This is a genomic window from Quadrisphaera sp. INWT6, assembly GCF_015390235.1.
In the GTDB taxonomy this organism is placed as follows: Bacteria; Actinomycetota; Actinomycetes; order Actinomycetales; family Quadrisphaeraceae; genus Quadrisphaera.
In genome coordinates, this window is record NZ_VUOH01000002.1 from 324,306 (window position 1) to 348,485 (window position 24,180).

The 24,180-nt window shown below is 78.0% G+C and carries 22 protein-coding genes; 11 read left to right on the plus strand and 11 right to left on the minus strand.

What is annotated here, in order from left to right; all coding sequences use genetic code 11:
* Positions 1-22 precede the first annotated feature (22 nt).
* From F1641_RS22980 to F1641_RS22420, 3 genes are read right to left on the minus strand one after another with little or no spacing between them, the layout of a single operon-like run.
* Positions 23-922: a type II secretion system F family protein gene (locus tag F1641_RS22980; protein WP_194903787.1), complete on the minus strand. Its 900-nt coding sequence runs from the start codon at positions 920-922 to the stop codon at positions 23-25.
* The gene (locus F1641_RS06515) at positions 919-1,791 is read right to left on the minus strand and encodes a type II secretion system F family protein (protein WP_194903789.1); all 873 of its coding nucleotides are present in this window, start codon (positions 1,789-1,791) and stop codon (positions 919-921) included. The genes F1641_RS22980 and F1641_RS06515 overlap by 4 nt, the downstream gene beginning before the upstream one ends.
* Positions 1,792-3,036 carry a CpaF family protein gene (locus tag F1641_RS22420; RefSeq protein ID WP_194903791.1) on the minus strand — a complete coding sequence of 415 codons (1,245 nt, stop codon included), beginning with the start codon at positions 3,034-3,036 and terminating at the stop codon, positions 1,792-1,794. It abuts the gene before it with no gap.
* Positions 3,037-3,456: 420 nt separating this feature from the next.
* On the opposite strand from F1641_RS22420, the gene F1641_RS06525 reads away from it, so the two are divergent.
* The 4 genes from F1641_RS06525 (at position 3,457) to F1641_RS06540 (ending at position 9,853) form a co-directional block, all read left to right on the plus strand.
* Positions 3,457-7,662 (plus strand): FtsK/SpoIIIE domain-containing protein, encoded by a 4,206-nt coding sequence (locus F1641_RS06525; RefSeq protein WP_194903793.1) that lies wholly within the window; start codon positions 3,457-3,459, stop codon positions 7,660-7,662.
* Between the two features lie 169 nt (positions 7,663-7,831).
* Complete coding sequence (locus tag F1641_RS06530) at positions 7,832-8,338, plus strand: GNAT family N-acetyltransferase (protein WP_309225432.1); 507 nt, start codon at positions 7,832-7,834, stop codon at positions 8,336-8,338.
* A gap of 161 nt (positions 8,339-8,499) precedes the next feature.
* The gene (locus F1641_RS23760) at positions 8,500-9,021 is read left to right on the plus strand and encodes a hypothetical protein (RefSeq protein ID WP_219729507.1); all 522 of its coding nucleotides are present in this window, start codon (positions 8,500-8,502) and stop codon (positions 9,019-9,021) included.
* A gap of 13 nt (positions 9,022-9,034) precedes the next feature.
* The gene (locus tag F1641_RS06540; RefSeq protein ID WP_309225433.1) at positions 9,035-9,853 is read left to right on the plus strand and encodes an RNA polymerase sigma factor SigF; all 819 of its coding nucleotides are present in this window, start codon (positions 9,035-9,037) and stop codon (positions 9,851-9,853) included.
* A gap of 30 nt (positions 9,854-9,883) precedes the next feature.
* Here F1641_RS06540 and F1641_RS06545 read toward each other — a convergent pair whose 3' ends face one another.
* Positions 9,884-10,336, minus strand: a complete 453-nt coding sequence (locus tag F1641_RS06545) for a hypothetical protein (RefSeq protein ID WP_194903795.1) — start codon at positions 10,334-10,336, stop codon at positions 9,884-9,886.
* A 274-nt stretch (positions 10,337-10,610) separates the two neighbouring features.
* On the opposite strand from F1641_RS06545, the gene F1641_RS06550 reads away from it, so the two are divergent.
* Positions 10,611-10,859, plus strand: coding sequence for a WhiB family transcriptional regulator (locus F1641_RS06550; RefSeq protein ID WP_194903797.1), 249 nt, complete (start codon positions 10,611-10,613; stop codon positions 10,857-10,859).
* A gap of 126 nt (positions 10,860-10,985) precedes the next feature.
* On the opposite strand, the gene F1641_RS06555 is transcribed toward F1641_RS06550, so the two are convergent.
* A complete protein-coding gene (locus tag F1641_RS06555; RefSeq protein WP_194903799.1) occupies positions 10,986-12,539 on the minus strand; it encodes a sensor histidine kinase in 1,554 nt (517 codons plus the stop codon).
* A gap of 55 nt (positions 12,540-12,594) precedes the next feature.
* Between F1641_RS06555 and F1641_RS06560 the strand changes: the two genes are divergently transcribed.
* Positions 12,595-13,110: a DUF2505 domain-containing protein gene (locus F1641_RS06560; RefSeq protein WP_194903801.1), complete on the plus strand. Its 516-nt coding sequence runs from the start codon at positions 12,595-12,597 to the stop codon at positions 13,108-13,110.
* An 18-nt stretch (positions 13,111-13,128) separates the two neighbouring features.
* Here F1641_RS06560 and F1641_RS06565 read toward each other — a convergent pair whose 3' ends face one another.
* Genes F1641_RS06565 through F1641_RS06575 form a run of 3 tightly spaced genes read right to left on the minus strand, consistent with a single transcriptional unit; the run spans position 13,129 to position 15,930 of the window.
* Complete coding sequence (locus F1641_RS06565) at positions 13,129-13,692, minus strand: DUF6912 family protein (protein WP_206690704.1); 564 nt, start codon at positions 13,690-13,692, stop codon at positions 13,129-13,131.
* Entirely contained in the window at positions 13,689-15,164 is a 1,476-nt protein-coding gene (locus F1641_RS06570) for a hypothetical protein (RefSeq protein WP_194903802.1), read from the minus strand. Before F1641_RS06570 ends, F1641_RS06565 begins: the two co-directional genes overlap by 4 nt.
* A gap of 1 nt (position 15,165) precedes the next feature.
* Positions 15,166-15,930 carry a hypothetical protein gene (locus F1641_RS06575; RefSeq protein WP_194903804.1) on the minus strand — a complete coding sequence of 255 codons (765 nt, stop codon included), beginning with the start codon at positions 15,928-15,930 and terminating at the stop codon, positions 15,166-15,168.
* Between the two features lie 267 nt (positions 15,931-16,197).
* Between F1641_RS06575 and F1641_RS06580 the strand changes: the two genes are divergently transcribed.
* A complete protein-coding gene (locus F1641_RS06580) occupies positions 16,198-16,431 on the plus strand; it encodes a helix-turn-helix domain-containing protein (RefSeq protein ID WP_194903806.1) in 234 nt (77 codons plus the stop codon).
* Between the two features lie 21 nt (positions 16,432-16,452).
* Here the strand turns inward: F1641_RS06580 and F1641_RS06585 are convergent, their stop codons facing one another.
* Positions 16,453-17,016, minus strand: a complete 564-nt coding sequence (locus F1641_RS06585; RefSeq protein ID WP_194903809.1) for a hypothetical protein — start codon at positions 17,014-17,016, stop codon at positions 16,453-16,455.
* A 164-nt stretch (positions 17,017-17,180) separates the two neighbouring features.
* On the opposite strand from F1641_RS06585, the gene F1641_RS06590 reads away from it, so the two are divergent.
* Together F1641_RS06590 and F1641_RS06595 are read left to right on the plus strand one after the other, a co-directional pair.
* Positions 17,181-17,951: a LysM peptidoglycan-binding domain-containing protein gene (locus F1641_RS06590; RefSeq protein ID WP_194903812.1), complete on the plus strand. Its 771-nt coding sequence runs from the start codon at positions 17,181-17,183 to the stop codon at positions 17,949-17,951.
* The gene (locus tag F1641_RS06595; RefSeq protein ID WP_194903814.1) at positions 17,948-18,520 is read left to right on the plus strand and encodes an Rv3235 family protein; all 573 of its coding nucleotides are present in this window, start codon (positions 17,948-17,950) and stop codon (positions 18,518-18,520) included. The genes F1641_RS06590 and F1641_RS06595 overlap by 4 nt, the downstream gene beginning before the upstream one ends.
* A 64-nt stretch (positions 18,521-18,584) precedes the next feature.
* Here F1641_RS06595 and secA read toward each other — a convergent pair whose 3' ends face one another.
* Positions 18,585-21,287, minus strand: a complete 2,703-nt coding sequence (gene secA / locus F1641_RS06600; RefSeq protein ID WP_194903825.1) for a preprotein translocase subunit SecA — start codon at positions 21,285-21,287, stop codon at positions 18,585-18,587.
* A 145-nt stretch (positions 21,288-21,432) separates the two neighbouring features.
* Between secA and F1641_RS06605 the strand changes: the two genes are divergently transcribed.
* Both F1641_RS06605 and F1641_RS06610 read left to right on the plus strand, forming a co-directional pair.
* Positions 21,433-22,602: a GNAT family N-acetyltransferase gene (locus F1641_RS06605; protein ID WP_194903826.1), complete on the plus strand. Its 1,170-nt coding sequence runs from the start codon at positions 21,433-21,435 to the stop codon at positions 22,600-22,602.
* Positions 22,580-22,927 (plus strand): hypothetical protein, encoded by a 348-nt coding sequence (locus F1641_RS06610; protein WP_194903828.1) that lies wholly within the window; start codon positions 22,580-22,582, stop codon positions 22,925-22,927. Before F1641_RS06605 ends, F1641_RS06610 begins: the two co-directional genes overlap by 23 nt.
* Here F1641_RS06610 and F1641_RS06615 read toward each other — a convergent pair.
* A complete protein-coding gene (locus F1641_RS06615; RefSeq protein ID WP_309225434.1) occupies positions 22,915-24,141 on the minus strand; it encodes a DNA glycosylase AlkZ-like family protein in 1,227 nt (408 codons plus the stop codon). The two genes, F1641_RS06610 and F1641_RS06615, sit on opposite strands and share 13 nt — an antisense overlap.
* Positions 24,142-24,180 lie beyond the last annotated feature (39 nt).

The following is a 24,180-nucleotide window of genomic DNA, read 5'->3' on the forward strand; positions in this document are numbered from 1 at the left end:
TCCCTAGTCAGGTGCTTGGAGATCAGGAAGGGGTGCGCCTGACTTGCGTCACGACCATCAGGAGCTCCTTGCGACCCCCGGTCTCGACCAGGCGCCGGCGGGCCAGCTGGCGCACGTCCGCCGCCTGGGCGGCCAGCACCTCCGCCAGCGGCGACCCCCGCTCGACGGCCACGGCGACGCCGGCCACGAAGCGCGCCAGCGGCTCGGCCGAGGTGCGCTCCCCCAGGCGGGCCAGGGCCTGCACCAGGGGGGTCCCGGAGCGGGCGTCGGCGAGGGTGGTCGCGAGCTCGCCCGCCAGCTCACCGCGGCAGCTGCGGGCGACGCGGTCCAGCGCCCCCACCGCCCCCTCACCGGCGCCGACCGCCAGGGCGAGCAGCTCGGCGACGGTGGGGAGCTCGGCCAGCAGGCGGTCCTCGCGGCGCCGCACGGCGCGCGTGAGCGCCTGGTCGCGCGCCAGCACCCCCGCGGCGGCCCCGAGCGGCACGAGGGTCGCCGCCGCGAGCAGCGGCGTGCCGCGGGTGACCGCCGCCAGGGCGAGGAGCAGGCCGGCTCCGGCGCCGGCGACGCCCCACAGGACCTGCTCCGCGCGGTGGTGCTCGAGGGTCGCCGCGCTCCCGGCCTGCTGCAGGCGGCGGGCCACGGCCGCCGAGCTGGGCGAGTGGCGCACCGCCAGCCGGGCGAGCGGCGAGAGCAGCCCTCCCGGGGCCGTGCCGAGGAGGCGGGCCACCGCGCTCGCGGGGGTGCGCCCGGGGGCCAGGAGGCGCGAGCCGCGGGGCTGGTCGCGCAGGTGGGGGGCGAGCCGGGCGTCGAGGCGGGGACGGGCCAGCGCAGGCACCCCCAGCAGGGCCAGCCACAGCCCTGCTCCGGCGAGCAGCCCCAGCGCCGCCCCGGTGGGGCTCAGGCCCGGCAGGGCGGCGCTCACCGCAGCACCCGCTCGTCGTCGGGGAGCCGGCCGACCCGCCGCATGACCGCGTAGGCGAGCACGCAGCTGGCGGCCCCTCCCGCGATGACGAGGGCGCCGGCGGGCTCGCGGAAGGCGCTGACGGTGCCGGGCCGCGTGCACAGCAGCGCCAGCACGAGCCACGGCGCGGCGACGGCCATGCGCGCGGTGCCCACGGTCCAGCTCTGGCGGGCCAGCAGCTCGCCGCGGGTGCGCGCGTCGTCGCGCAGGAACGACGACAGCGAGCGCAGCACCCGGCCCAGGTCGCTCCCGCCCACCTCGCGGGTCATGCGCAGCGCCTCCACGACGCGGTCAGCGACCGGGTCGGCCAGCGCGTCCTTCAGGCGGTCCAGGGCGGGCAGGAACCGCCCGGTCGCGCGGTGGTCGTCGGCGAAGTCGGCGAAGGCCGGCCGCAGCGGCTCGGGCCCGTGCACGGCCAGGGCCGCGAGCGCCTCGGGCAGCGACAGCCCGGCCCGCACACCGGAGGCGAGCAGGTCCACGGCGTCGGGCCACAGGTCGCGGACGGCCGCGGTGCGCGAGCGCACGCGGGCCCCCAGCAGGGCGACGGGCCACCAGGAGGCGACGGCGCCCAGGGCGAGCGCCAGGAGGACGGACCCGGACACCAGCGCGGCCAGCGCCGCGACGACGGTCCCGCACGCGGCGCAGGCCGCCACCACCGCTGCGGCGGGGAGCCCGGCCAGCCCCGCGCGGGCGAGGAGGTCGAGGAGGCGGGCCCGTGGGGTGGCGCGGGTCGGAGCGGAGGGGGCGGACCCCTCCGGCGCCTCGGCCCAGCACGCCCACCAGAGCACGAACAGGCCGGCCCCCAGGGCCAGCCCCGCCAGGGCCCCCACTCAGCCGTCCTCCGACAGCAGCGCCGCCAGGTCGAAGCCCGCGCGGGCGAAGCGCTCCTCGTGCGGAGGGGTCCCGCTGCCGCGCACGAGCCGCGCGCCCGCGCCGTCGGCGCCCAGGACGGTGCCGTACACGGTCGCGGTCTCGATGACCCCGGCCTCCACGCGGCCCGGGACGGCCAGCACCTCCCGGACGCGGCGGCGCCCGTCGGCCTCCAGGGCCACGTGCACCACAAGGTCGACCGCCGAGGCCACGGTCGGGACGACGAAGTCGGCGGTGACGTTCGGGCCGGCGAGCAGCGGCAGCGTGCACAGCTTGGTGACGGCCTCGCGGGCGCTGTTGGCGTGCACGGTGGCCATGCCGGGCAGGCCGCTGTTCAGCGCGATGAGGAGGTCGAGGCTCTCGGCCTGGCGGACCTCGCCCACCACGAGGCGGTCCGGGCGCATGCGCAGCGCCTCCTTGACCAGTCGTCGCAGCGTCACCTCGCCGTTGCCCTCGAGGCCGGGCTGGCGGCACTGGAGCCCCACCACGTCCCGGTTGGCCAGGGCGAGCTCGAAGACCTCCTCGACGGTGACGATGCGCTCGCGCGCGGGCACCGCCGCCGAGAGGCAGTTCAGCATCGTGGTCTTGCCGGCCTGCGTGCCGCCGGCCACCACCACGTTCAGGCCCGAGGCGACGGCGGCGTCGAGGAAGGCCGCGCACGACGCCGTCACGGTGCCGAGCGCGACGAGGTGCTCGGTGCGCGTGGCGCCGACGACGAACTTCCTGATGTTCACGGCCCAGTGACGGCGCGTGATGTCGGGGATGACGACGTGCAGGCGCGCCCCCGAGGGCAGCGCGGCGTCGACGAAGGGGCTGGACAGGTCCAGGCGCCGGCCCGAGGTGCGCAGCATCCGCTCGACGACGTCGTGGACCCCGGCCTCGGTGAGGATCGTCGTGGTGAGCTCGGAGCGCCCGCCGCGGGCCACGAAGACCTTGCCCGGCTCGTTCACCCAGATCTCCTCGACCTCGGGGTCGTCGAGGTGCACCTGCAGGGGGCCGTACCCGGCGACGGCGTCGACCACGGTCCGCACGACGGCGTCGCGGTCCACCAGCACGGGGAGGCGCCCGGTCAGGCTGCGCTCGTCGTAGTCGGAGACCACCTCCTCGGCCAGGCGGCGCACCGCGGCGGCGTCGTCGGCGGGGTCGATGGCGCGGCGGCGGACCAGCTCGCGCACCTCGTCCTCGACGATCGCCGTCGCGTCCACGGTGGCCTCCTGGGCTGTCTCCGGCTCCGGGGACCGGTGCCCGCGGGCGCGCCGCCCACCGGAGCGGGGGACTCCGGGGGCGGCGCTGGCACGACGCTAGGAGCCCTCCGGCCCGCGCCACCAGCACCCCGTCGAAGATCGTCGGCCAGGTGGCGCGTCCCCCGACCGAGATACAAGAGATCGTCACTGTGGGTGATCCCGACACTTCACCACCGATGCGGCAGAACGGTGCAGACCGGGCGGGTCGGTGACGCAGGACGAGTGCCAGGAGCACCCGTGCGGAGCGGTCGTCCACAGGCCCCGGGTCGCTCCCAGCGCGCGGTGCGCTCCCCCGGGCACGGTGGGCCGGTGCGCGTGCTGATGACCGTGGTGGACGGAGCGAGCGGCCGGACCCGCCCGCGCCCGGGGGTGGACGTCGTCGTGACCGCACCTCCGGTCGCCCCGCTGGCAGCGGTGGTGGCGGGCCTCGCCGAGGCGTGCGGCCACGACGGCGGCGCCGCTCCCCCGGACGTGTTCGTCGCGGGACGGCGCGTGCCGCCGACCGCGCCCCTGGGGGTGCCGCCGCTCGTGCGGGGCGCGGTCCTGGTCCTCGGCGGCGGAGACCCGCGTCGCACGGCGGGCGCCCCGGCGGCGCTGCACGTGGTCGCCGGCCCCGGCTCCGGAGCCGTGGCGGACCTGCCGCTGGGCCGGTCGTCGCTCGGCCGCGGCGCGGGGTCGGTGGTCGCCCTCGACGACCCGGCCGCCTCGCCCGTCCACGTCGAGCTCGACGCGAGCCCGTCCGGCGTCCGCGCGCGCGACGCGGGGTCGGCCACCGGGTCGCACCTGGACGGCGCGCCGCTGGGCCCGACGTGGCGCCTGCTCGCCCCGGGCTCGGAGCTGGCCCTCGGCCGCAGCCGCGTGCGAATCGCCCCGGTCCCGTCGACCCCCGCCCTCCGAACCGCTCCTGCCCTGCGAGCGGCTCCCGACGGCCGGGGGCACCTCCTGCTGCCGCCCCCGCCGCCGGATCCGCGCGGTGACGAGGAACCCTCCGGTGACGCCGTCGTCCTGCTCCCGGACCCGCCCGGGCCCCGCGCGCCCAGCCCGCTCGCGTGGCCCGCGGTCCTGGCCCCGGTGCTGGTGGCGGTGCCCCTGGCGCTGCTGTGGTCGCCCCTCGCGCTCGTGCTCGCCCTCAGCGGTCCGCTGGTCGCGGTGCTCACGCGCGGCGGGGAGGTCCGGTCGGGCCGCCGCCGCCACCGCGACGACCTCGCCGAGCACGCCCGCGAGACCGCCGCCGCCCGGGCCCGCGCCGAGCGCCTCGCGCAGCAGGAGCGTGAGCTGCTGGACCAGCGCCACCCCGACCCCGCCGCCGTCGGCCTGCTGGCGGCCTCCGGCGGTGCCGGGCTCTGGGCGGCAGCACCCGGCGCCCCCCTCGCCGTCCGGGTGGGCAGCGCCCGCACCGCCACCGCCGCGGTCCTGCGGCGCGCACGGGGTGGCGCTGCCACCGAGAGCGCTGGCGAGGACGACGACGAGCGCCTCCACCTGGCGGCGGGGCCCGTCGTCGTCGACCTGGCCCGCCTGGACCAGCTCGTGGTCGAGGCCCCCGACGGCGTGGCCGGGGGCGCGGTGCGCTGCCTGCTGGGCCAGCTGGCCGTGCAGCACTCCCCCGACCGGCTCCGGGTGCTCGTGCGCACCGGCAGGCCCGCGGCCTGGGCGTGGCTGCGCTGGCTGCCGCACGCCACCCCGCGCCCGGACGCTCCGGCGGACGGTCCGGGAGCTGGTGCGCGCGTCGTCGTGGTCGACGACGACGGCCCCGGAACGCCCCTCCGCGTGTCGGTGCGGGGCTCCTCCGGCGGTCCGGCCGGAGCCGGCACCGCCGTGCTGCGCCTGGGGGCCGACGGGACCGGCTCGTGGCGGGGCGAGCGGCCCCCGTCCCGGGCGTCCGCAGCTCCGCGGGGTGCCCGGGGAGCCGTGGACGCGCTGCCCCTCGTGGCCGACCTGGTGAGCACGAGCTGGGCCGAGGATCTGGCCCGGTCCCTCGCCCCGCTGCGCCGCTCGACGGGCGCCGCAGCGGCTCCGGCCGCCGACGTCCCGTCGCTGCGGCAGCTGCTGTCAGCGGTGGGCCCGGACCCCGCTGACGCCCGGGCCGTCGCCCGGGCCTGGCGCGCGGACCCCGCCTCCCCCGCCCGGACCGGGCGCCGCACCGAGCTGCCGCTGGGCGTCCACGACGACGGGAGCACCTGGACCGTCGACCTGGAGCGCGACGGGCCCCACGCCCTCGTGGCGGGGACCACCGGGTCGGGCAAGTCCTCGCTGCTCGTGGCGCTCGTGCTCGCGATGGCCGTGGCCGAGCCGCCGGACGAGCTCGCCGTGGTCGTCGTCGACTACAAGGGCGGGGCGACGGCGGGTCGGCTGCGGGGCCTGCCCCACCTGGCCGGCTCCGTCACCGACCTCGACGAGCACCTCGCGCGCCGGGCGCTGGAGTCGCTGCGGGCCGAGGTGCGCCGCCGCGAGCGCGTGCTCGCCGAGCACGGCGCCGTCGACAGGACGGCGCTGCTGGCGCAGCGGGCCGACGGCGCGCGCCTGCTCCCCCGGCTGCTGGTGGTGGTCGACGAGGTGCGGGTGCTCTCCGAGGAGGTCCCCGACCTGGTGCCGGGGCTGGTGCGCCTCGCGGCGGTGGGGCGGTCGCTGGGGGTGCACCTGGTCCTGTCGACCCAGCGTCCGGCGGGCGTGGTGAGCGCTGACGCGCGCGCCAACACCAACCTGCGGGTGGCGCTGCGGGTGCGCGACGTCCCGGACTCCCTCGACGTGGTCGACGACCCGGGGGCGGCGCACCTGCCCGCCGGGAGCCCCGGGGCGGCACTGGTGCGCCGCGGCGGGGAGCGCCTGCAGCAGGTGCGCGTCGCCTCGACGACGCGCGCCCGGCCGGTGCCGGTGTCCGTCGTCCCCCTGACCGCCGGCGGGCCCTCCGGGGAGCACGGGGTCGGAGCCGGTCCCGGCGAGGTGGGCTGGGAGGTCGGCGGGGAGGCGGGCGGGGAGGACGAGGTGCCCGCGGTCGTGGCGGCGCTGGCCCGGGCGGCCGAGGGGTGGGCGCGGCCGGCACCGCCGTGGCTGCCCGCGCTGCCCGACGTCCTGGGCTGGCGCACGCCCGCCGAGGCACCGGGCGGTGGGCTCGGCGCTCTCCCGGTGGCGCTCGCCGACGACCCGGCCGTCCCCGAGCAGCGCCCGGTGCTGTGGGCCGGTGACGGACCGCTGGTCGTCGCCGGTGGGCCGGGGACGGGACGGACCTCCCTGCTGCGCTGGCTCGCGGTGGCCGCCCGGGACCGCGAGGTCCACGTGGTGGGCGACCCCGCCGAGCTGGGGCACCTCACCGACCTGCCCCGCGTGTCCAGCGTGGTCGACCCGGCCGACGGCGAGCACCTGCTGCGGGTGCTCGCCCGGGTCGCGGACCTGGCACGCAGCGGCTCCGGTGGCTCCGGCGGCTCCGGCGGCTCCGGCGGCTCCGGCGGCTCGCAGCCGCTGCTGCTGGTCGACCGCGCCGACCGCCTGCTGGCCCCGCCGCCCGGAGCGGCAGGGCCCGACCGGTCCGCGGCGGACGCCGCCGCGGACCTGCTGCGCCAGATCGTCGACGGCGGCGCCGCTGCCGTGCTGACCAGCGACGCCGCCCTGCTGACCTCGCGGGCGGTCGCCGGGGTCCGGGAGGTCCTCCTGCTCTCCCCGGCCGACCGCACCGCGGCGCTGCTCGCCGGGGTGCCGGGCACGGCCCTCCCGGTGCACTGGCCACCGGGACGGGCCCTGCGGCTGCGCTCAGGACCCGTGCGCGAGTGCCAGCTGCCGCTCCTGGGCGGTGCCGACGCGCACGGCGCGGGCGGTGACGCCGTCCAGCGGGCCGTCGTGGCCGACCTCGCCGGCCAGGAGGCCGCTGGGGCTGCCGCTCGGGGGGTGGGGCCGCTGGTCGTCCGCCGCACCCCTCCCCTGCCCCGGCAGCTGCTGGCCGACGACCTGACCAGCACCGCCGCACCCACGGCGGAGCACCACCTCGCCGTCGGAGTCGGCGGTCCCGAGGCGCTGCCGGTCGGCCTGCCGCTGCCGGCCGGGTCCGGCGCGCTCGTCGTCGGGCCGGCGGGGTCGGGGCGCACCAGCGCCCTGCGCCTGCTCGCCCGGCAGGCGCGGCGAGCCGGGCGCCGGGTGGTGCAGGTCGCACCGCGCGGCGTCCCGGTCGAGCCGCAGGGCCCGGTGACCGCGGACCCCGGCGTCGTCGTGGACGGGACCGGTGCGGGGGCCGCGCGCCTGCTCGCCGACGCCCTGGAGGCGGTGGCGGCCGAGGGCGCTCCTCCCGGCCTGGTGCTCGTCGACGACGCCGAGCTGGTGGCGGGCACCCCGGTGGAGGGGGTGCTCCTGACGCTGCTCGACGCCCACGACCTCCTCTGGGCGGTGGTGGCGGCCGGCACCAGCGGGCTGCTGCCGGCGCACCGCGGGCTGGGCGCGGCGCTGCGGCGCCACCGCACCGGGCTGCTCCTGCACCCGCTGGCCCCCGGTGACGCCGAGGTGCTGGGGGTGCGCCCCTCCCCGGTCCGCGGCGGCCCCCCAGGGCGCGCCGGCGCGGTGGTGTCGGGCTCTCAGGTCGTGGTCCAGCTCGCCCGGGCGTGAACCGGCTCCCGCCTGCCCCCGCCCGCGGCCGTCAGCCGCGGCCGTCAGCCGCGGTCGGTGGCCGCCGGTGGCTCTCGGTGGCTCTCGGTGGCCGTCGGTGGCCGTCGGTGGCCTGCCCCTACGGTGAGCGGCGGCGCGGGCCGGGCGGCCCGCCGAGGAGGAGGTCGGCGTGGTGGCAGCGGTGCGGGTGCGGCGGGCGGAGCCGGCGGACGTGGCGGAGCTCGACGCGATGATCCGCGAGCTGGCCGAGTACGAGCGCGAGCCCGACGCCGTGGAGGCCACCCCCGAGGACCTCGCCGCGGCCCTCTTCGGGGACCAGCCCCGCGTGTTCGCCCACGTCGCCGAGGTCGAGACCGACCGCGGCTGGGAGGTGGCCGGGTCGGCGATCTGGTTCACCACCTACTCCACCTGGACCGGGCGCCACGGCACCTGGCTGGAGGACCTCTACGTGCGCCCCCAGCACCGCGGTGGCGGCATCGGGCGCCGGCTGCTGGCGGCGCTGGCCGCCGAGGCCGTCGCCAGCGGGCACCGGCGCCTGGAGTGGACGGTCCTCGACTGGAACACCTCCGCCCAGGCCGTCTACGCGGCCGTCGGGGCCGGCCCCCAGGACGAGTGGACCACCTGGCGGCTCACCGGCCCGGCGCTGGAGCAGCTGGCCGCCTCGGCGCAGGGCTGAGCCACCGGAGCCGGTCGCCGATCACCCGCGGCGCAGGCCCCGCCGTCGACCCCGCCGTCGACCCCGCCGTCGACCCCGCCGTCGACCCCGGGGTCGACCGGACGTCACGGGCAGTCCACGATGGACGGGTCGGCGCAGGACGAGCACCAGGAGGCGGCGTCGTGGTCACGGACGCGGGTGGGACGAGCGGCCTCAGCGGTGCCGGTGCGGCCGGATCGGCCGCCGTCGCCGACACCGTCGAGCTGGAGGTCCCCGCCGACCCGGCCTACCTCGCGGTGCTGCGCACGGCCACGGCGGGCCTGGCCGCCCGCCTCGACCTCACGATCGACGAGATCGAGGACCTGCGGATCGCCGTCGACGAGGCGTGCGCGCTGGTCCTGGGGCCGCAGCCGCTGGACGGCTCGACCGACCGCCACGCCGTCGAGGCGCGCCCCGCCCCCGGGCCGGCCGGTGAGGGCGCTGCCGCCGGCCATCAGGTGCGGCCCGTGCTGAGGGCGCGCTTCGAGCTCGACGGCACCGGCATGCGGGTGGAGGTCAGCGGGCCCGCCCGCACCCTCCCCGGCCGCGAGAGCTTCGCCTGGGCGGTGCTCGAGGCCCTCGTCAGCGGCCTGGACACCGGCCGCGACGAGCTCGGCAGGCACTGCATCCGCCTGCGCCACGACGGTCCCGGTCGCGGCGACTGAGCGAGGGGCTGGGGTGGACGCGCACGAGGCGCCGGGCCCGGAGGCCGCGGTGAGCGCGGCGGGGGCGTCGGTGCCCCCGCAGGCGGCGCCGCCGGTCGAGGTGCCCGCGGACCTGCTCGCGCTGTCCCGCATGAGCGCCGACGACCCCGCCCGCACCGCGCTGCGCCACCGGGTCGTCGAGGCCCACCTGCCGCTGGTGCGCCACCTCGCGCGCCGCTACACCGACCGCGGGGAGCCCCTCGACGACCTGGTCCAGGTCGGCACCATCGGCCTGCTGAAGGCCGTGGACCGCTACGACCCCGACCGCGGCGTCCCCTTCTCGGCCTTCGCCGTGCCCACGGTGCTCGGGGAGATCCGCCGCCACTTCCGCGACCGCGGCTGGGCGGTGCGGGTGCCCCGACGCCTGCAGGAGCTCTCCCGCCTGCTCGCCGACGCCCGCACCGCGCTCACCCAGGAGCTGGGCCGCGCACCCACGGTGGCCGAGCTGGCGGAGCGCGCGGGGGTCGACGAGGACGCCGTGCTGGAGGGCATGGAGTCCGCCGGGGCGTACACCACGGTGCCGCTGGACGCCGGGGAGTCCGACGCGCCGGGCGCCTGGCTGGCCAGCGACGACGACGACATGCGCGGCGTCGAGGACCGCGAGGCCCTGCGCCCGCTCCTGGCGCGCCTGCCCGCGCGGGAGCGGCGGATCATCGCGCTGCGCTTCGTGCGCGGCATGTCCCAGTCGCAGATCGCCGAGGAGGTCGGCATCTCCCAGATGCACGTCTCCCGGCTGCTCTCGCGGACGCTGGCCTCGATGCGCGACGAGCTCGGCGAGGGCACCCAGACCTGACGCCGGCCGGAGCGCGGGTCAGAGGGCGGGTCAGAGCGCAGGGGGCGCCGCGCCGTCGTCCTCGACGTGCGCGGCCACGGGCCGCGAGACCAGGCACACCGCCGCGACCAGCGACAGCGCCACGAACACCGCCGCCACCCACCACAGCGGCCCCCTGGCCAGCGGCGCGGTGAGCACGATCTGGAACAGCTGCCAGGTGACCAGCGGGGCCCGGGCCCAGCGGCGGCCGGCCACGAGGAACCTCGCGCACAGGGCCAGTCCGACCGCCAGCGCCGCGGCGAGCGCCCCGGTGGCGGTGGCCCCCACGGCGTCGCGGGCGGCTCCGCCGACGACCTCGACGGCGTAGAGGACCACCACGCCGGCCAGGGCCAGCACCTCCACCACCACGGCACCGGCCGCGACCAGCAGTGCGGGGTGCAGGGGGGTGCGGGGGCGGCGGGCCGGGTCGCCGGAGGGCTGGTGCTGACGGGCTGGTGCGGGCACGCACCGACGCTAGCCGCCGCCGGGTGGCGGAACACCGCGCGGTGCTCGACCGTTGACCACCACAGGCGGACGTCACCGCAGGTGGCGCCCTCACACCTCACAGCCGCCCCACGGAGGACTCACCGGAGTCAACCCTTGTGCAACGCACTGGACTCTGTGACGATACCTGAGGACGGGGCGCCAGTGAGCGCCCCATATACGTGTTCGGACTCGTGAACGCCTTCACAAGAGCGGCGGGTCCGGACGACACCCCCGAGATCCGAGGAGCCCATCGATGGACTGGCGGCACCGCTCAGCGTGCCTCGACGAAGACCCCGAGCTGTTCTTCCCGATCGGCAACACGGGCCCGGCCCTGCTGCAGATCGAGGAGGCCAAGGCCGTGTGCCGTCGCTGCGACGTCGTCGAGACGTGCCTCAAGTGGGCGCTCGAGAACGGCCAGGACTCCGGCGTCTGGGGCGGGCTGTCCGAGGACGAGCGCCGCGCCCTGAAGCGCCGCACCGCCCGGGCCCGTCGCGCCGGCTGACGCCGCGCCACCCAGCTCGACCCGGCACCACCTGCGAGGGCCGCTCCCGACGGGAGCGGCCCTCGCCGCGTCTCCGCCCCTCACCGGCCCCCCACCCGTTCTGCGGGACCCACCGGACCCACCGGCTCAGCCCGCGACCTCGACGCTGTCGAGCGCGACGGGCCCGGGCACCTCGCCGCGGACCGCGTCGGCGCGGGCGGCCTCGCCCCGGTCACCACCGCGCGGCTCGCGCAGCTGGGCGCTGACCACGGCCTCGGTGCCCCCGCCCTCGCGGTTGCGCCACACGATCGTCCCGCGCAGCTCGCCCTGCACGAGGGCCGTGACGATCTGCGTGCCCAGTCCCCCGCGCTGCGGTGAGAAGTCCTCCGGGAGACCGGCGCCGTCGTCGGCGACCACGGCCACCAGCGACGTGCCGTCGCGCTCGGCCCGCAGCTCCACCACGCCGCTGCCACCGCGCAGGCCGTGCTCGACGGCGTTGGTCACGAGCTCGGTGAGGACGAGCGCCAGAGCCGTCGCGTCCTCGGCGCCCACCTGGCCGAAGGCCCCGACGCGCTTGGTGCTCGCGGCGCCCGAGCTGGCCGCCAGGCTGGCGATGAGGAGCAGGCCGCGGTCCATGACGTCGTCGAACTCGACGACCTCGTCGAAGCCCGACGACAGCGTCTCGTGCACGAGCGCGATGGTGCTGACGCGGCGCATCGCCTCCTCCAGGGCCGCGCGGCCCTCCTCGGAGCCGATGCGCCGGGTCTGCAGCCGCAGCAGCGCCGAGACCGTCTGCAGGTTGTTCTTCACCCGGTGGTGGATCTCCCGGATGGTGGCGTCCTTGGTGAGCAGCTCCTGCTCGCGGCGGCGCAGCTCGGTGACGTCGCGGCACAGCACGAGGGCGCCGGTGCGCACGCCGTCCTCGAGCAGGGGCACCGCCCGCAGCGAGAGCGCGGCCTGGCGCGACTCGACGTCGCAGCGCCAGGGCGCGCGGCCCGTGACCACCAGGGGCAGGGTCTCGTCGACCTGGTGGCTGTTGTCGATGGAGCCCGCCGTCACCTCCGCCAGGGAGTGGCCGACCAGGTCGCCCTGGAAGCCGAGGCGGCGGTAGTCGGAGCGGGCGTTGGGGCTGGCGTAGACGACGGTGCCGTCGACGTCGAGGCGCACGAGGCCGTCGCCGACGCGCGGGGCGCCGCGCTTGGCGCCGGTCGGGGCGCCCTGGTGGGGGAAGGTGCCCTCGGAGACCATCCGGGCCAGGGAGTCGGCGCACTGCAGGTAGTTGCGCTCCAGCCGCGAGGGCGCCCGGGGCACCGACAGGCTGGTGTCGCGGGACATCACGCCGATGACGCGGCCCTGCCGCACCACCGGGACCGTCTCCTCGCGGACCGGGCTCCCGTCGAGCCACTCCGGGTCGTGGTCGCGGCAGATGCGGGCCTCGGCGTAGGCCCTGTCGACCTGCTCGCGCTGACCGGGGGCGATCCGCGTGCCGACGATGTCCTCGTCGTGGACGGTGACGCCGGTGCTCGGGCGGCAGTGCGCGACGACGACGAAGCCGCCCTCGGCGTCGGGCACCCACAGCAGCAGGTCGGCGAAGGACAGGTCGGACAGCATCTGCCAGTCGCCGACGAGGAGGTGCAGCCACTCCTCGTCAGCGGCGTCCAGGACGCCGAGCCGACGCACGAGCGAGCTCAAGGTGGGCACCGGCCCAGGCTAGCCACCCGCTGCCGCGGCGTGCGCCAGGCCGTAGCGTGCCGGGATGCGCCTCGACGTCGTCCTCCGCTACCCGGGCACCCCCGAGGCGGTGGCCGCGCTCCTGGCCGACCGCGCCGTGGTGGAGGAGCTGTGCGCCGCCAGCGACGCCCTCGAGTGGGACGTGCGCGTCGAGGGCGCCGAGCCGCTCGGGTCGAGCGCCTTCACCGTCACCGTCGACAGGTCGCTGCCCACCCACGAGCTGCCCGACATCGCACGCCGCTTCGTGGGGCCGGCGCTGCGGCTGCACCAGGTCGACACCTGGGGGCCCCCGGCCGCCGACGGCTCGCGCACCGGCACCACGGTGCTCCAGGTGCCGGGCGCCCCGGTGACGGCGACCGCGACCACCGCCCTGCGGGCGGTGCGCGGCGGCACCGAGCACTCGGTGACCGGTGACCTCAAGGCCTCGGTGCCGCTGGTGGGCGCGCGGGTCGAGCGGGCCGCCGAGGAGCCGATCGTGAGGGCCCTGCGCGACCAGGAGCGGGAGCTGTCCGCCCGCCTCGGGGGCCAGCTGGGCGACTGACCGCCCCGGCCGGGAGCGCTACGGGCCGGTGAGCTCGTCGGCCAGCTCGGCGAGCTCGGTCGCGTCGTACCAGAGCAGGTCGTGGCCCTGGGCGCCGTCGACGGAGAAGGACGCGTCGTCGTCCCCGGCGTCGGCCGCGGGGAGGGCCCGGACCGCGGCGGCGACGTCGGTCTCGGCGTCGGCCTCGTCCACGTGGGCGCTGACGACGGCGCGCAGGGCGAGCGGTCCGGCGAGCTCGACGCGGGACAGCGCCTCGGCGGGGTCGCCGTCGGCGGCGGGCCGGGGGCGCACCGAGCGAGCGGGGACGTCGGCCGCGAGCACGAGGCGCCGCGCCGGCTCACCGGCGGCCCCGGCCCCCGCGCCGGCGGCGAGGAGCCGCAGCGAGGAGTCGGCCGCGTCGAGCATGGCCGCCAGCTCCAGCTCCTCGGTGTCGCCCTCGGCGTAGTGCTCCCGCAGGGCCGGGGTCACGGCGTGCACGGGCGCCTCGGGCGGCAGGGAGCCGGTGGCGAGGGCCTGCGCCAGCTGCGACGGGACGAGCGCCGCGTAGACGCGCTCGAGGGTGCTGGCGGAGGTGGGGCTCACGCCCGCATCCTGGCCCACCGGCGCCGCCGGGGCCTGGCCGGGGCACCGGCCGCGCCGGCCACCAGCTGACCCGCCAGCGCGGCCAGGGCGGCGCGAGCCGGCGAGCCGGGGGCGGCCTCGGCCAGCGTGCGGCCCCCCAGGAGGGCGGCGTCGCACGCGGGGCGGTCGTCGGGCACCAGGACCGCGTCGACCACGCCCGCGTAGCGGGCCAGGGCCTCGGCGACCTGCGCGGCCGGCTCGCGCCCGACGGCCGAGGCCCGCACGCGGGTGACGACGACGCGCCGCCGCTGCGCCGCGCGCGGCTGGGCCTCGCTGAGGTCGCCCAGGGCGCGGACGAGGCGCTGCAGGCCCACGGGGTCGGCCTGCCCGACCACGAGCACGAGGTCCGCGGCCGCGAGCGCCGTGGTGGTGGCGGCGTTGCGCCGGGGTGCCGCGGTGTCGAGGACCAGCTCCTCGTCCTGCTCGAGGGGGTGGGCGACGTCGACGACCGTCCAGGCGGCGGTGGCGCGGCAGGCCGCCCACAGCTCCTCCAGGGCGGCGGCGCCCAGCTCGTGCCAGCGCTCGGCCCGGGGCAGCCCGGTGAGGACGGCCAGGCCCGGGAGGACGGCGGGGGCGAGCTCGAGCAGGCGCGCCGGGGTGAGGGTGCCTGCGGCGGCGGCCCGGCAGGCGGCGGCGACGCCGGCGCTCTCGTCGAGCAGGCCGAGCACCTGGGCGGTGCTGGACGACCAGGTGTCGGCGTCGACGAGGAGGACGCGCTGGCCGAGGAGGGCGAGCTCGGCGGCGAGGTTGGTGGCCACGGACGTGCGGCCCGGCGCCCCGGGCGCGCCCCAGACCGCGACGACGCGCCCCGGGGTCGCCTCCGGGCTGCTGGACGGACGGGGCACGGCTGCGGCGACGACCGGAGCGCCGACCGGAGCCGCAGCAGGTGCGGTGGCCGGTGCGGTGGCCGGTGCGGTGGCCGGTGCGGAGGCGGTGAGCGGCGCGGGCGAGAACGGCGAGGTGCTCGCGCGGGCCGCGGTGCGCTGGCCCTCCCACGGGGAGGCCACGGGGTCGTCGTCCTCGGCGCCGCTCGCGGCTGCCAGGTCGGTGACGGCGGCGATCGCTGCGGCCGCCACGTCGCGGCCCGGTGCGTCGGCGTCGACCTGGTGGCGGATCCCGAGCGCGGTGAGGCGTGCGGCGGCCGCACCGGCGGTGAGGGGGGCGAGCGCGGCCGGCGGCAGGACGCCCACCACGGCGGTTCCCGCGGACGCCAGGCGGGCGAGCGCGTCGCGGTCGAGGCGGTGCAGGTCCGCGGACACCAGGGCCGCGCGGCCGTGCCCGGCGGCGCTGGCCGAGAGCAGCTCACCGAGGTCGGCGCAGCGGCGCACGACGGCGACGCCCGGTACTCCCCCGAGGTGCGCGACGAGCTGCGCCTCCTCGGGCCCCGGGACGGCCGTCAGCAGCGGGAGGGGCCCGGTGGCGGGACGGGCCACCTCAGCCCTCCGCCGTGGGCGTGGACCCGGGGACCAGCACCAGGGAGACCGCCGCGTCGTCGGCGAGCGCCTGCAGCGCCTGCTGCAGCTCGGCGGGGTCCAGCTCGACCTGCACCACGGCGCCGCGGCCGGTGGAGAAGGCGGAGCTGTCGGTGGTGACCTCGGCGACGACGGCGCTCGCGGCGAGCTGGTGGGGCCCGGACGCCACAGGCGCTGCCGCGGCACCGGACGCGGCGGACGCGGCGGACGCGGCGGACGCGGCGGCCGCGCTCGAGCCGGCGGGCGCGGCACCGCCCCTCGGGGCGGGCGGCACCACCCAGACGTCGACGAGGGCCCCCGCCACCAGCCCCGACGGCACGGGACCGCTCACCGGCAGGCCCACGGGGCGCGTGGTGAGGTCGGCGGTGGCGCCCAGGGAGCTCAGCGGCACCAGGTCGCCCGCCACCACCTCGCGCAGCACCACGGCGCCGTCCGGCAGGGGTGCCCCGGCGGGCAGGTAGCCCCCGGCTCCGCCGTCGACGTGGACGTCGACGCGGCGCAGGTCCTCGGCCCGGACCTCCTCCCCCGGCACCAGGGTGCGGGCCGCCGCCCACACCGGGGTGGTGCTCGACGCGGCGGCGACCACCCGGGCTCCGAGCAGCACCGAGGTCAGGACCAGCAGGAGCCCCACCAGCAGCCGGGGGTCGCGCCAGGAGGGGGCGCGCAGGCGGGCGGCGGTGGCCGCGCGGGAGGCCGGGGTGCGCGAGGGAGCGGTGGCGGTGCTCACGGGTCTCCTGGGCTGGCTGGCGGGCGGGCTGACGGGTGCTCGCACGGCGGCGCGTCGGCCGCCGTCCGCGGGTCCCGGGGGCGAGGCGCAGCCTGGCAGCCGGGACGGCCCCCGGGCCCGGCTCCGCACGCCGGGTGGCCCCGTCCGGGTGGAGGGGCGCGGTCCGGCGGGTGGTCCTCCGGCCGCCCGTGTGATCACCACTCACGCGCCGTGACCGTCTCCCGGTCGGGGGACGGCCGCGACGACCCCGCGTGGGAGGATCTCGGGGTGCCCGCGCGCTTCATGACCCTCGCCGACGTGGCGGAGTCCCTGAGCGTCTCCGCCGCCCAGGCCTACGCGCTCGTGCGCAGCGGCGAGCTGCCCGCCATCAAGGTCGGCGGCCGCGGGCAGTGGCGCGTGGAGATCTCGGTCCTGGAGGACTACATCCAGGGCAAGTACGCGGAGACCCGCGCCATGGTCGCCAGCCCGGCCGCGGACGACGAGGACGCGCTGCTCGGCTGAGCCACCAGCCGCCGCCGGGCCTCACCCGTGCGGCTGGCCGACCCGCCGCACGCAGGCCAGCGCGGCCAGCGGCACGACGACGGACCTGCGGACCGCCCCCGCGCGCCGGGGCTCGTCGACGGGGTGCTGCGCGACCTCGAGGTGGTCGGCGCCGACCCGGTCCACCGTGCCGGTCAGGGCGCCCAGCGGCTCGCCGAGCAGCGCCACGCGCACGGTCGACCTGTCACGGGCCACACCCCGCAGCACCGACGCGAGCCCGAGCCGCGCCTCGACGGCCGCGGCGGGTGCGGCCAGCGCCCGGGGCAGGCCCTCCACCGCGGTGACCACCCCGAGGGGCACCAGGGCCTCCCCCGCCACCTCGTCGAGCAGCAGCCAGTCGGGGCCGGCGGCGCGCAGGAGGCCGTCCACCCGGGCCCCGCCGAGCAGCCGCACCCCCAGGGCCTCGCCGCGAGCGCCCCGCACGCGGTCGCGCAGGTGCACCCCGGCCACCTCCGCGCGCACGCGCTCGCCGAGCTCGCCGACCGCGTCGGCGCCAGCGGTGTCGAGCTGGGCCTCCAGGTCGGCGAAGAGGGAGTCCCAGCGCACCCACCCACGCTAGGCGAGCCCGAGCGGCCGCAGCGGGCTCGGCGCGCCCGCTGTCCCCCGAGGTGATCACACCGGGATGGTCGAGCGGGTGCGCTCGGTGGCAGCGGTCCCCAGGACGGCCCAGGGCCCGCCACGACCCGGCGCAGCTCGTGCATCATCGCCACATGACACCGAACGACAGCAAACTGCATCAAACGCAGGTCCCCTCCGGTGCTCGTCGCTCGCACCACCTGCGCCGCGGCAGCGCCGTGGTGGGCCTTGCAGCCCTCCTGGTGGCGAGCGCGCAGCTCGCCACCGCCGTCGTCACCACCGCCCTCACCGGACCGCTGCGGGCCCCGGGCGACCTCGACGAGGCCGTGGGTCTCGTCGCGGCCGTCGGAGCGGGGGCCGTCCTCCTGACCTGGACCTGCGGGGCCGCCGTGACCGCCGCCGCCCTGGCGGCCCGGGCGGCGGGTCGGACCAGCGCACGCCTGGACGCCCTGAGCACGGCGCTGACGCCGCTGCTGCTCCGGCGGGTCCTGGCCGCAGCCGTCGGGGCCGCCGCGCTGGGGGGCGTCACCGGTCCGGCGCTCGCGGCTCCTGCTGCCGCTCCGCCGGCGGCGACCGCTGCGGCAGCGGCGGAGGTCCCCCTGACCTGGCCCGCGTCACCGGCCCCCACCCCGAGCGCGTCCACCCCGCTCTCGCCCACCCCGACCGGGCCCGCTTCCGCAGGTGGCGCCCCCCGGGGTCCCCGCGAGGTCGTCGTGGCCAGCGGCGACACCCTGTGGGGCGTCGCCGCCCGGTCGCTGCCCCCGGGCGCCACCGCGGCCGAGGTCGCCCAGACCTGGCCCCGCTGGTACCGCGCCAACCGCGCCGTCATCGGCGCCGACCCCGACCTGCTGCGACCGGGCCAGCGCCTCCTCGCGCCACCGGTCCCGGAGCGGGACGCCGCATGAGCGCGCTCACCGACGCCGGAGCCGGCGAGCTGGCGCCCCCGGGGCCCACCCCGCCGCCGGCCGCGCGCTCCGCCCTGAGGGTGGTCCCCGCGCCGCGCTCGGAGCCCGCGGCGCTCGGCGCACCCCGCAGGCGGCGCCCGCCCGTCATCGCCCAGCAGGGCGTGCTGCCGCTCGTCCTCGACGGCACGCTCCCCCGCGGCGTGGACCCGGCGGTGGCACCCCGCCCGACGGCGTCGGCCGAGCTGCCCGCCCCGGAGCCGCTGTGCTCGGGGCTCGTGCTCGCGGCGGTGGAGGTGCTCACCGGCGCGCGGCCCGCCGCCCAGCTGGTGCGCTGGCTCACCGCCGACGTCTACGCCGGTCTCCAGCAGCGGGCCTCGCTCGCGCTGAGGGTCCGCGGACGGCGGCGCACCGCCCGCGCCGTGGTGCGGCACGTCCGCGTGAGCAGCCCTCGTGACGGCGTCGTCGAGGCGGCCGTCGTGGTCTGGGACGGCGAGCGCGTGCGCGCCGCGGCCCTGCGGCTGGAGGGCGTGGACCACCGCTGGCGCGTCACCGCGCTGGAGATCGGCTGACGCACCGGCCCACCCCCTCGCGGGCGGCGGGCCGGTGCGACCGGCTGCTGCCGGCTGCCGGTGGTCAGGCCTTCTTGCGGGCGCGCCGCTCGCGGCGGCTGCCACCCGGTGCGGAGAGGTCGTCTCCGGTGACCTCGACGTCGCCGTCGGCGGACGGCGCGGTGTACTGCAGCTTCTGCGGGGCGCCACCACCCTCGAGGCCCGGGGCCACGAGCGCCGGGGCCTGCTCCCCGGCGACGCCGGCGGCGTCGTCGCGGACGGGCTCGGCGGGCACCTGGACGTCGAGGTTGAAGACGTAGCCGACCGACTCCTCCTTGATGCCCTCGAGCATCGCCTGGAAGAGCTGGTAGCCCTCGCGCTGGTACTCCACCAGCGGGTCGCGCTGGGCCATGGCGCGCAGCGAGATGCCCTCCTGGAGGTAGTCCATCTCGTAGAGGTGCTCGCGCCACTTGCGGTCGAGCACGCTCAGCACCACGCGGCGCTCCAGCTCGCGGACCACCTGCGGGCCGAGCGTGCGCTCGCGCTCGATGAACTGCTGCTCGGCGTCGGAGAGCAGCTCGTCGAGGAGCATCTGCTGGGTGACGGCCGAGCGGGCGCCGGCCTCCTGCTCGACGTCGGCCACGGTGATCGAGACCGGGTACAGGGTCTTGAGCGCCTGCCAGAGCTGGTCGAGGTCCCAGTCCTCGGCGAAGCCCTCGGCCGTGGCGGCGGTGACGTAGCCGCGCACGACGTCGGCGACGAAGTGCCCCACCTGCTCGTGCAGGTCCTCGCCCTCGAGCACGCGGCGGCGCTCGGCGTAGATGACCTCGCGCTGGCGGTTCAGCACGTCGTCGTACTTGAGGACGTTCTTGCGGATCTCGAAGTTGCGGGCCTCGACCTGGCTCTGCGCGCTCTGGATGGCGCGGGAGACCATCTTCGACTCCAGCGGGACGTCGTCCGGGATGCCCGCGCGGGTGAGCATCGACTCGGCCAGGCCGGAGTTGAACAGGCGCATCAGGTCGTCGGCCATCGACAGGTAGAAGCGCGACTCGCCGGGGTCGCCCTGGCGGCCGGAGCGCCCGCGCAGCTGGTTGTCGATGCGGCGCGACTCGTGGCGCTCGGTGCCCAGCACGTACAGGCCGCCGAGCTCGGTGACCTTCGCGGCGTCGGAGGACACCGCGTCCTTGGCGCGCTGGAGCGCCTCGGGCCAGGCGGCGTCGTAGGCCTCGGCGTCCTCGACGGGGTCGAGGCCGCGCTCGGTCATCTCGGCCACGGCCAGGAACTCCGCGTTGCCGCCGAGCATGATGTCGGTGCCGCGGCCCGCCATGTTGGTGGCCACGGTCACCGCGCCGGCGCGACCGGCCATCGCGATGATGGCCGCCTCGCGGGCGTGCTGCTTGGCGTTGAGGACCTCGTGCCCGATGCCCTTCTTCGCCAGCTGCTGGGAGAGGTACTCGCTCTTGGCCACGCTGGTGGTGCCCACCAGCACCGGCTGCCCGTTCCCGTGGCGCTCGGCGATGTCCTCCACGACGGCGTCGAACTTCGCGACCTCGGTCTTGTAGACGAGGTCGGGCTGGTCGGCGCGGGCCACCGGCTTGTTGGTGGGGATCGGCACGACGCCGAGGGTGTAGATCTGGTGGAACTCCGCCGCCTCGGTGGTGGCGGTGCCGGTCATGCCGGAGAGCTTCTTGTAGAGGCGGAAGTAGTTCTGCAGCGTGATGGTGGCGAGGGTCTGGTTCTCCGCCTTGACCTGCACGCCCTCCTTGGCCTCGATGGCCTGGTGCATGCCCTCGTTGTAGCGGCGCCCGGCGAGGATGCGGCCGGTGTGCTCGTCGACGATGAGGACCTCGCCGTCGGTGACGACGTAGTCCTTGTCGCGCGTGAAGAGCTCCTTGGCCTTCACCGCGTTGTTGATGTAGCCGACGTAGGGCGTGTTCACCGAGTCGTAGAGGTTCTCGATGCCGAGCTGGTCCTCGACCTTCTCGATGCCCGGCTCGAGGATGCCGACGGTGCGCTTCTTCTCGTCGACCTCGTAGTCGACCTCGCGCTGCAGGCGGCGCACGATCTTCGCGAACTCGCCGTACCACTTGGACGCGTCGCCCTGGGCAGGCCCGGAGATGATCAGCGGGGTGCGGGCCTCGTCGATGAGGATCGAGTCGACCTCGTCGACGATGCAGAAGTGGTGGCCGCGCTGCACCAGGTCGCCCGCGTTCCAGGCCATGTTGTCGCGCAGGTAGTCGAAGCCGAACTGCGTGTTGGTGCCGTAGGTGATGTCGGCGCCGTACTGGGCGCGGCGCTCGGCCGGGGCCATGCCGTCGACGACGCAGCCGCTGGTCATGCCCAGGTGGCGGTACACGCGGCCCATGAGGTCGCTCTGGTACGTGGCGAGGAAGTCGTTGACGGTGATGACGTGCGTGCCCTCGCCGGGGACGGCGTTGAGGTACGCGGCGAAGACGCCGGTCAGGGTCTTGCCCTCACCGGTCTTCATCTCGGCGATGTTGCCCTGGTGCAGGGCCGCGCCGCCCATGAGCTGCACGTCGTAGGGGCGCTGGCCCAGCACGCGGCGGGCGCCCTCGCGGACCACCGCGAACGCCTCCGGCAGCAGGTCGTCGAGGGTCTCGCCGTCCTGGTAGCGGGCGCGGAACCTGTCGGTCTCCTCCGCCAGCTCGGCGTCGGACAGCGGCGTGAAGTCGTCCTCGAGGGCGTTCACCTGCCGCACGATCCCCTGGAGGCGGCGCAGCGTGCGTCCCTCACCGGCGCGCAGCACCTTCTCGAGCAGACCAGCCACGGACCCTCCAACGACTCATCACCGCACCGCAGGCGCCGACCGGGGAAAGCCCGCAGCGCTGCTCCTTCTCAGCGACCATCGTAGGTGCGGGGGCTGGGAGCCAGGCCCACTTGCCCCAGCTGCCCGGGTGCCCCACTGTGCGCCGGTGGCCACCCCGCTCCTGCGCGAGCTCGGGCTCCTCGTGCGCCCGCTGGTGCCGCAGGACGCCCCCGCCGTGGCTGAGCTGCGCGAGGACCGCGCCGTCGAGCGCTGGCTGCCGGGGGCCGCCGACGGCACCTGGCCCCGGCTCGACGGGCAGGACGACGGGCAGGACGACGGGCAGGACGACGGCGCCGAGCCGTCGCGGCACGACCTGGCCGTGGAGGTCGACGGCGCCCTGCGCGCGGTCGTGGTGCTGGAGCTCGACGGCGAGGGCGGCGGCTGGCTGACCTGCGCCGCGCTCCCCGGCGCACGGGGTGCGGGCACCACCGCGGCCGCCGTCCGCCTCGTCCTGACGTGGGCCTTCGTCGAGCTGGGGCTGCAGGCGGTGCACTGGCGCACCGAGGTCGGCAACTGGCCCGGGCGCCGCCTGGCGTGGGCGTGCGGCAGCTCCTTCGACGGCGCGGTGCGGTGCCTGCTGCCCGTGCGCGGCGACCGGCGCGACGCCTGGGTGGGCACCTGGCGCTGGGACGACGCCCTCGTCCCCCGCGAGCGCTGGCTCGTGCCGGTGGAGCTGGTCGGCGGCGGGGTGGCGCTGGGGCCGCACGCGCCCGGGGACGTCGCGAGGATCACCGAGGCGTGCGCGTCGCCGTCGACGCAGGCGTGGCTGCCGTCGCTGCCCTCGCCGTACACGGTGCTCGACGCGGCGACCTGGGTGGCCGGGCGCGAGGAGGAGCAGGCCCGCGGCGCCGGCGCGTACTGGGCCGTGCGGCCGGAGGGCGGCGGGCCCGGCGGGCCGCTGCTGGCCGAGGTGGGGGTCTTCGGGCTGTCGGAGGGCGCGCGCAGCGGGGAGGTCGGCTACTGGTGCCACCCCGACGCGCGCGGGCGGGGCGTGACCTCCGCAGCGGTGCGCCTGGTGGCCGAGCACGCGCTGCGCCCCCGCGAGGACGGCGGCCTCGGGCTCGACCGCATGGTCCTGCGCATCGCGCGGGGCAACGCGGCGAGCCGGCGCGTGGCCGTGGCCTGCGGCTTCCGCGCCGTGGGCGTCGACCGCGGGGCTGAGCGGCTGCGCGACGGCACGGTCCAGGACTTCGTGCGCTACGACCGGCTGGCGCCGCAGAGCGCGGCGGCGCGTCCGGCGCCAGACTCGGCGCATGAGCACCCCCGCCCCCGGTGACCCCTCGCTGCGCCGCGTCCACGTCGTCGTCGACCTGCACGGCGAGGACGGGCGCCGTCCGGCCGACCTCGCCGCGGAGGTCGCCTCCCGCCTGCCGTGGGAGCACCTGCCCGCGATGACCGACAGCGCCTCGCGCGACGGCGCCGTGGTCGCCGCCGACGACGCCGGCTCCCTGGAGCTGGTGCTGCTCGTGGAGTCCCACGACGAGGAGTCCGCCGAGGCGGCGGGGCTCGACGCCGCGCGGACGGCGCTGTCGCGCGCCGGGCTGCTGGAGGGGTCGACCTCCATCGACCAGGTGGTGGTGAAGGACGCCTACGCGTTCTGACGCACGGCCCCGGCGAGCCGGGCGGCGAGGTCTCCGCGCGGTGCCACCTCGACGTCGCCCAGGCCGAGCCACCGCGCCACCTCGCCGAGCTCGGCGGCGAGCTCGGCGGCCGTCTCGGGCGGGGCGGCCGGCTCGGCGTGGGCGGCGAGCACCACGAGCACGCCGCGGGCGCGGTCGGCCTTGAGGTCGACCCGGGCGACGAGCGCGTCTCCCAGCAGGAACGGCAGCACGTAGTAGCCGTGCACCCGCTGCGCGGCGGGCGTGTAGACCTCCAGGCGCACGCGGGTGCCGAACAGCTCCTCGGTGCGGGGGCGGTGCCAGACCAGGGAGTCGAACGGTGACAGCAGCGCTCGCGCTGCGACCCGCCGGGGGCGCGGGGCCGTGGCCCAGCGGTAGGCGGGGCGGGCCCAACCGTGCACGTCGACGGGCACCAGCGAGCCCTCCTCGACCAGCTCGGCCACCGCGGCGCGGCTCGGCCCCGGCCTGAGGCGGAAGTAGTCGCGCAGGGAGGTCTCGTCGGCCACCCCGAGCGCCCGCGCCGACAGGGCGACCAGCCCGCGCACCGCGTCGGCCTCCGAGGGGTCGGGGGCCGAGGCCACCTCCGGCGGCAGCACCCGCTCGGTCAGGTCGTAGCGGCGCTCGAAGGAGGCGGTCCGCCCGGCGGCGGTCAGCTCGCCGGTGAAGAAGAGGTGCTCGCACGCGCGCTTCACGGCCGACCAGTTCCAGCCCCAGTGGTCGCGGGCGCGGGGCGCGTCGTGGGCCAGGGCCGCCTCGAGCTCGCGCGCGGTCGACGGCCCGCCGGCGGTGACCTCCGCGCGGACCGCCTCGACGACGCCGGGGTGCTCGGCCACCACGCTGCGCACCGAGCCCCACGCGTCGGAGGCGGCCCGCGCCATCCGCCAGCGCAGCAGCCGGTGCGTGCTGGGCACGACGAAGCTCGCCTCGTGGGCCCAGTACTCGACCAGGCGCCGGGGCCGCTCCTCGGCGGCGCGGCGCAGCAGCTCGGGGTCGTACGGGCCGAGGCGGCTGAACAGCGGGAGGGTGTGGCTGCGGGCGAGGACCTGGATGCTGTCGATCTGCAGGACGCCCACGGCGTCGACGACGCGCTGCAGGTGACGGGCCGTGGGCGCCCCGGGGCGGGGCGCACCCAGGCCCTGCGCGGCGATCGCCGTCCGCCGGGCCTGGGCGGCGGTCATCGTCTCGGAGGTCGCCACGGCGCAGAGCCTGCCGGGCGGGTCCGACAGCCCGGCGAA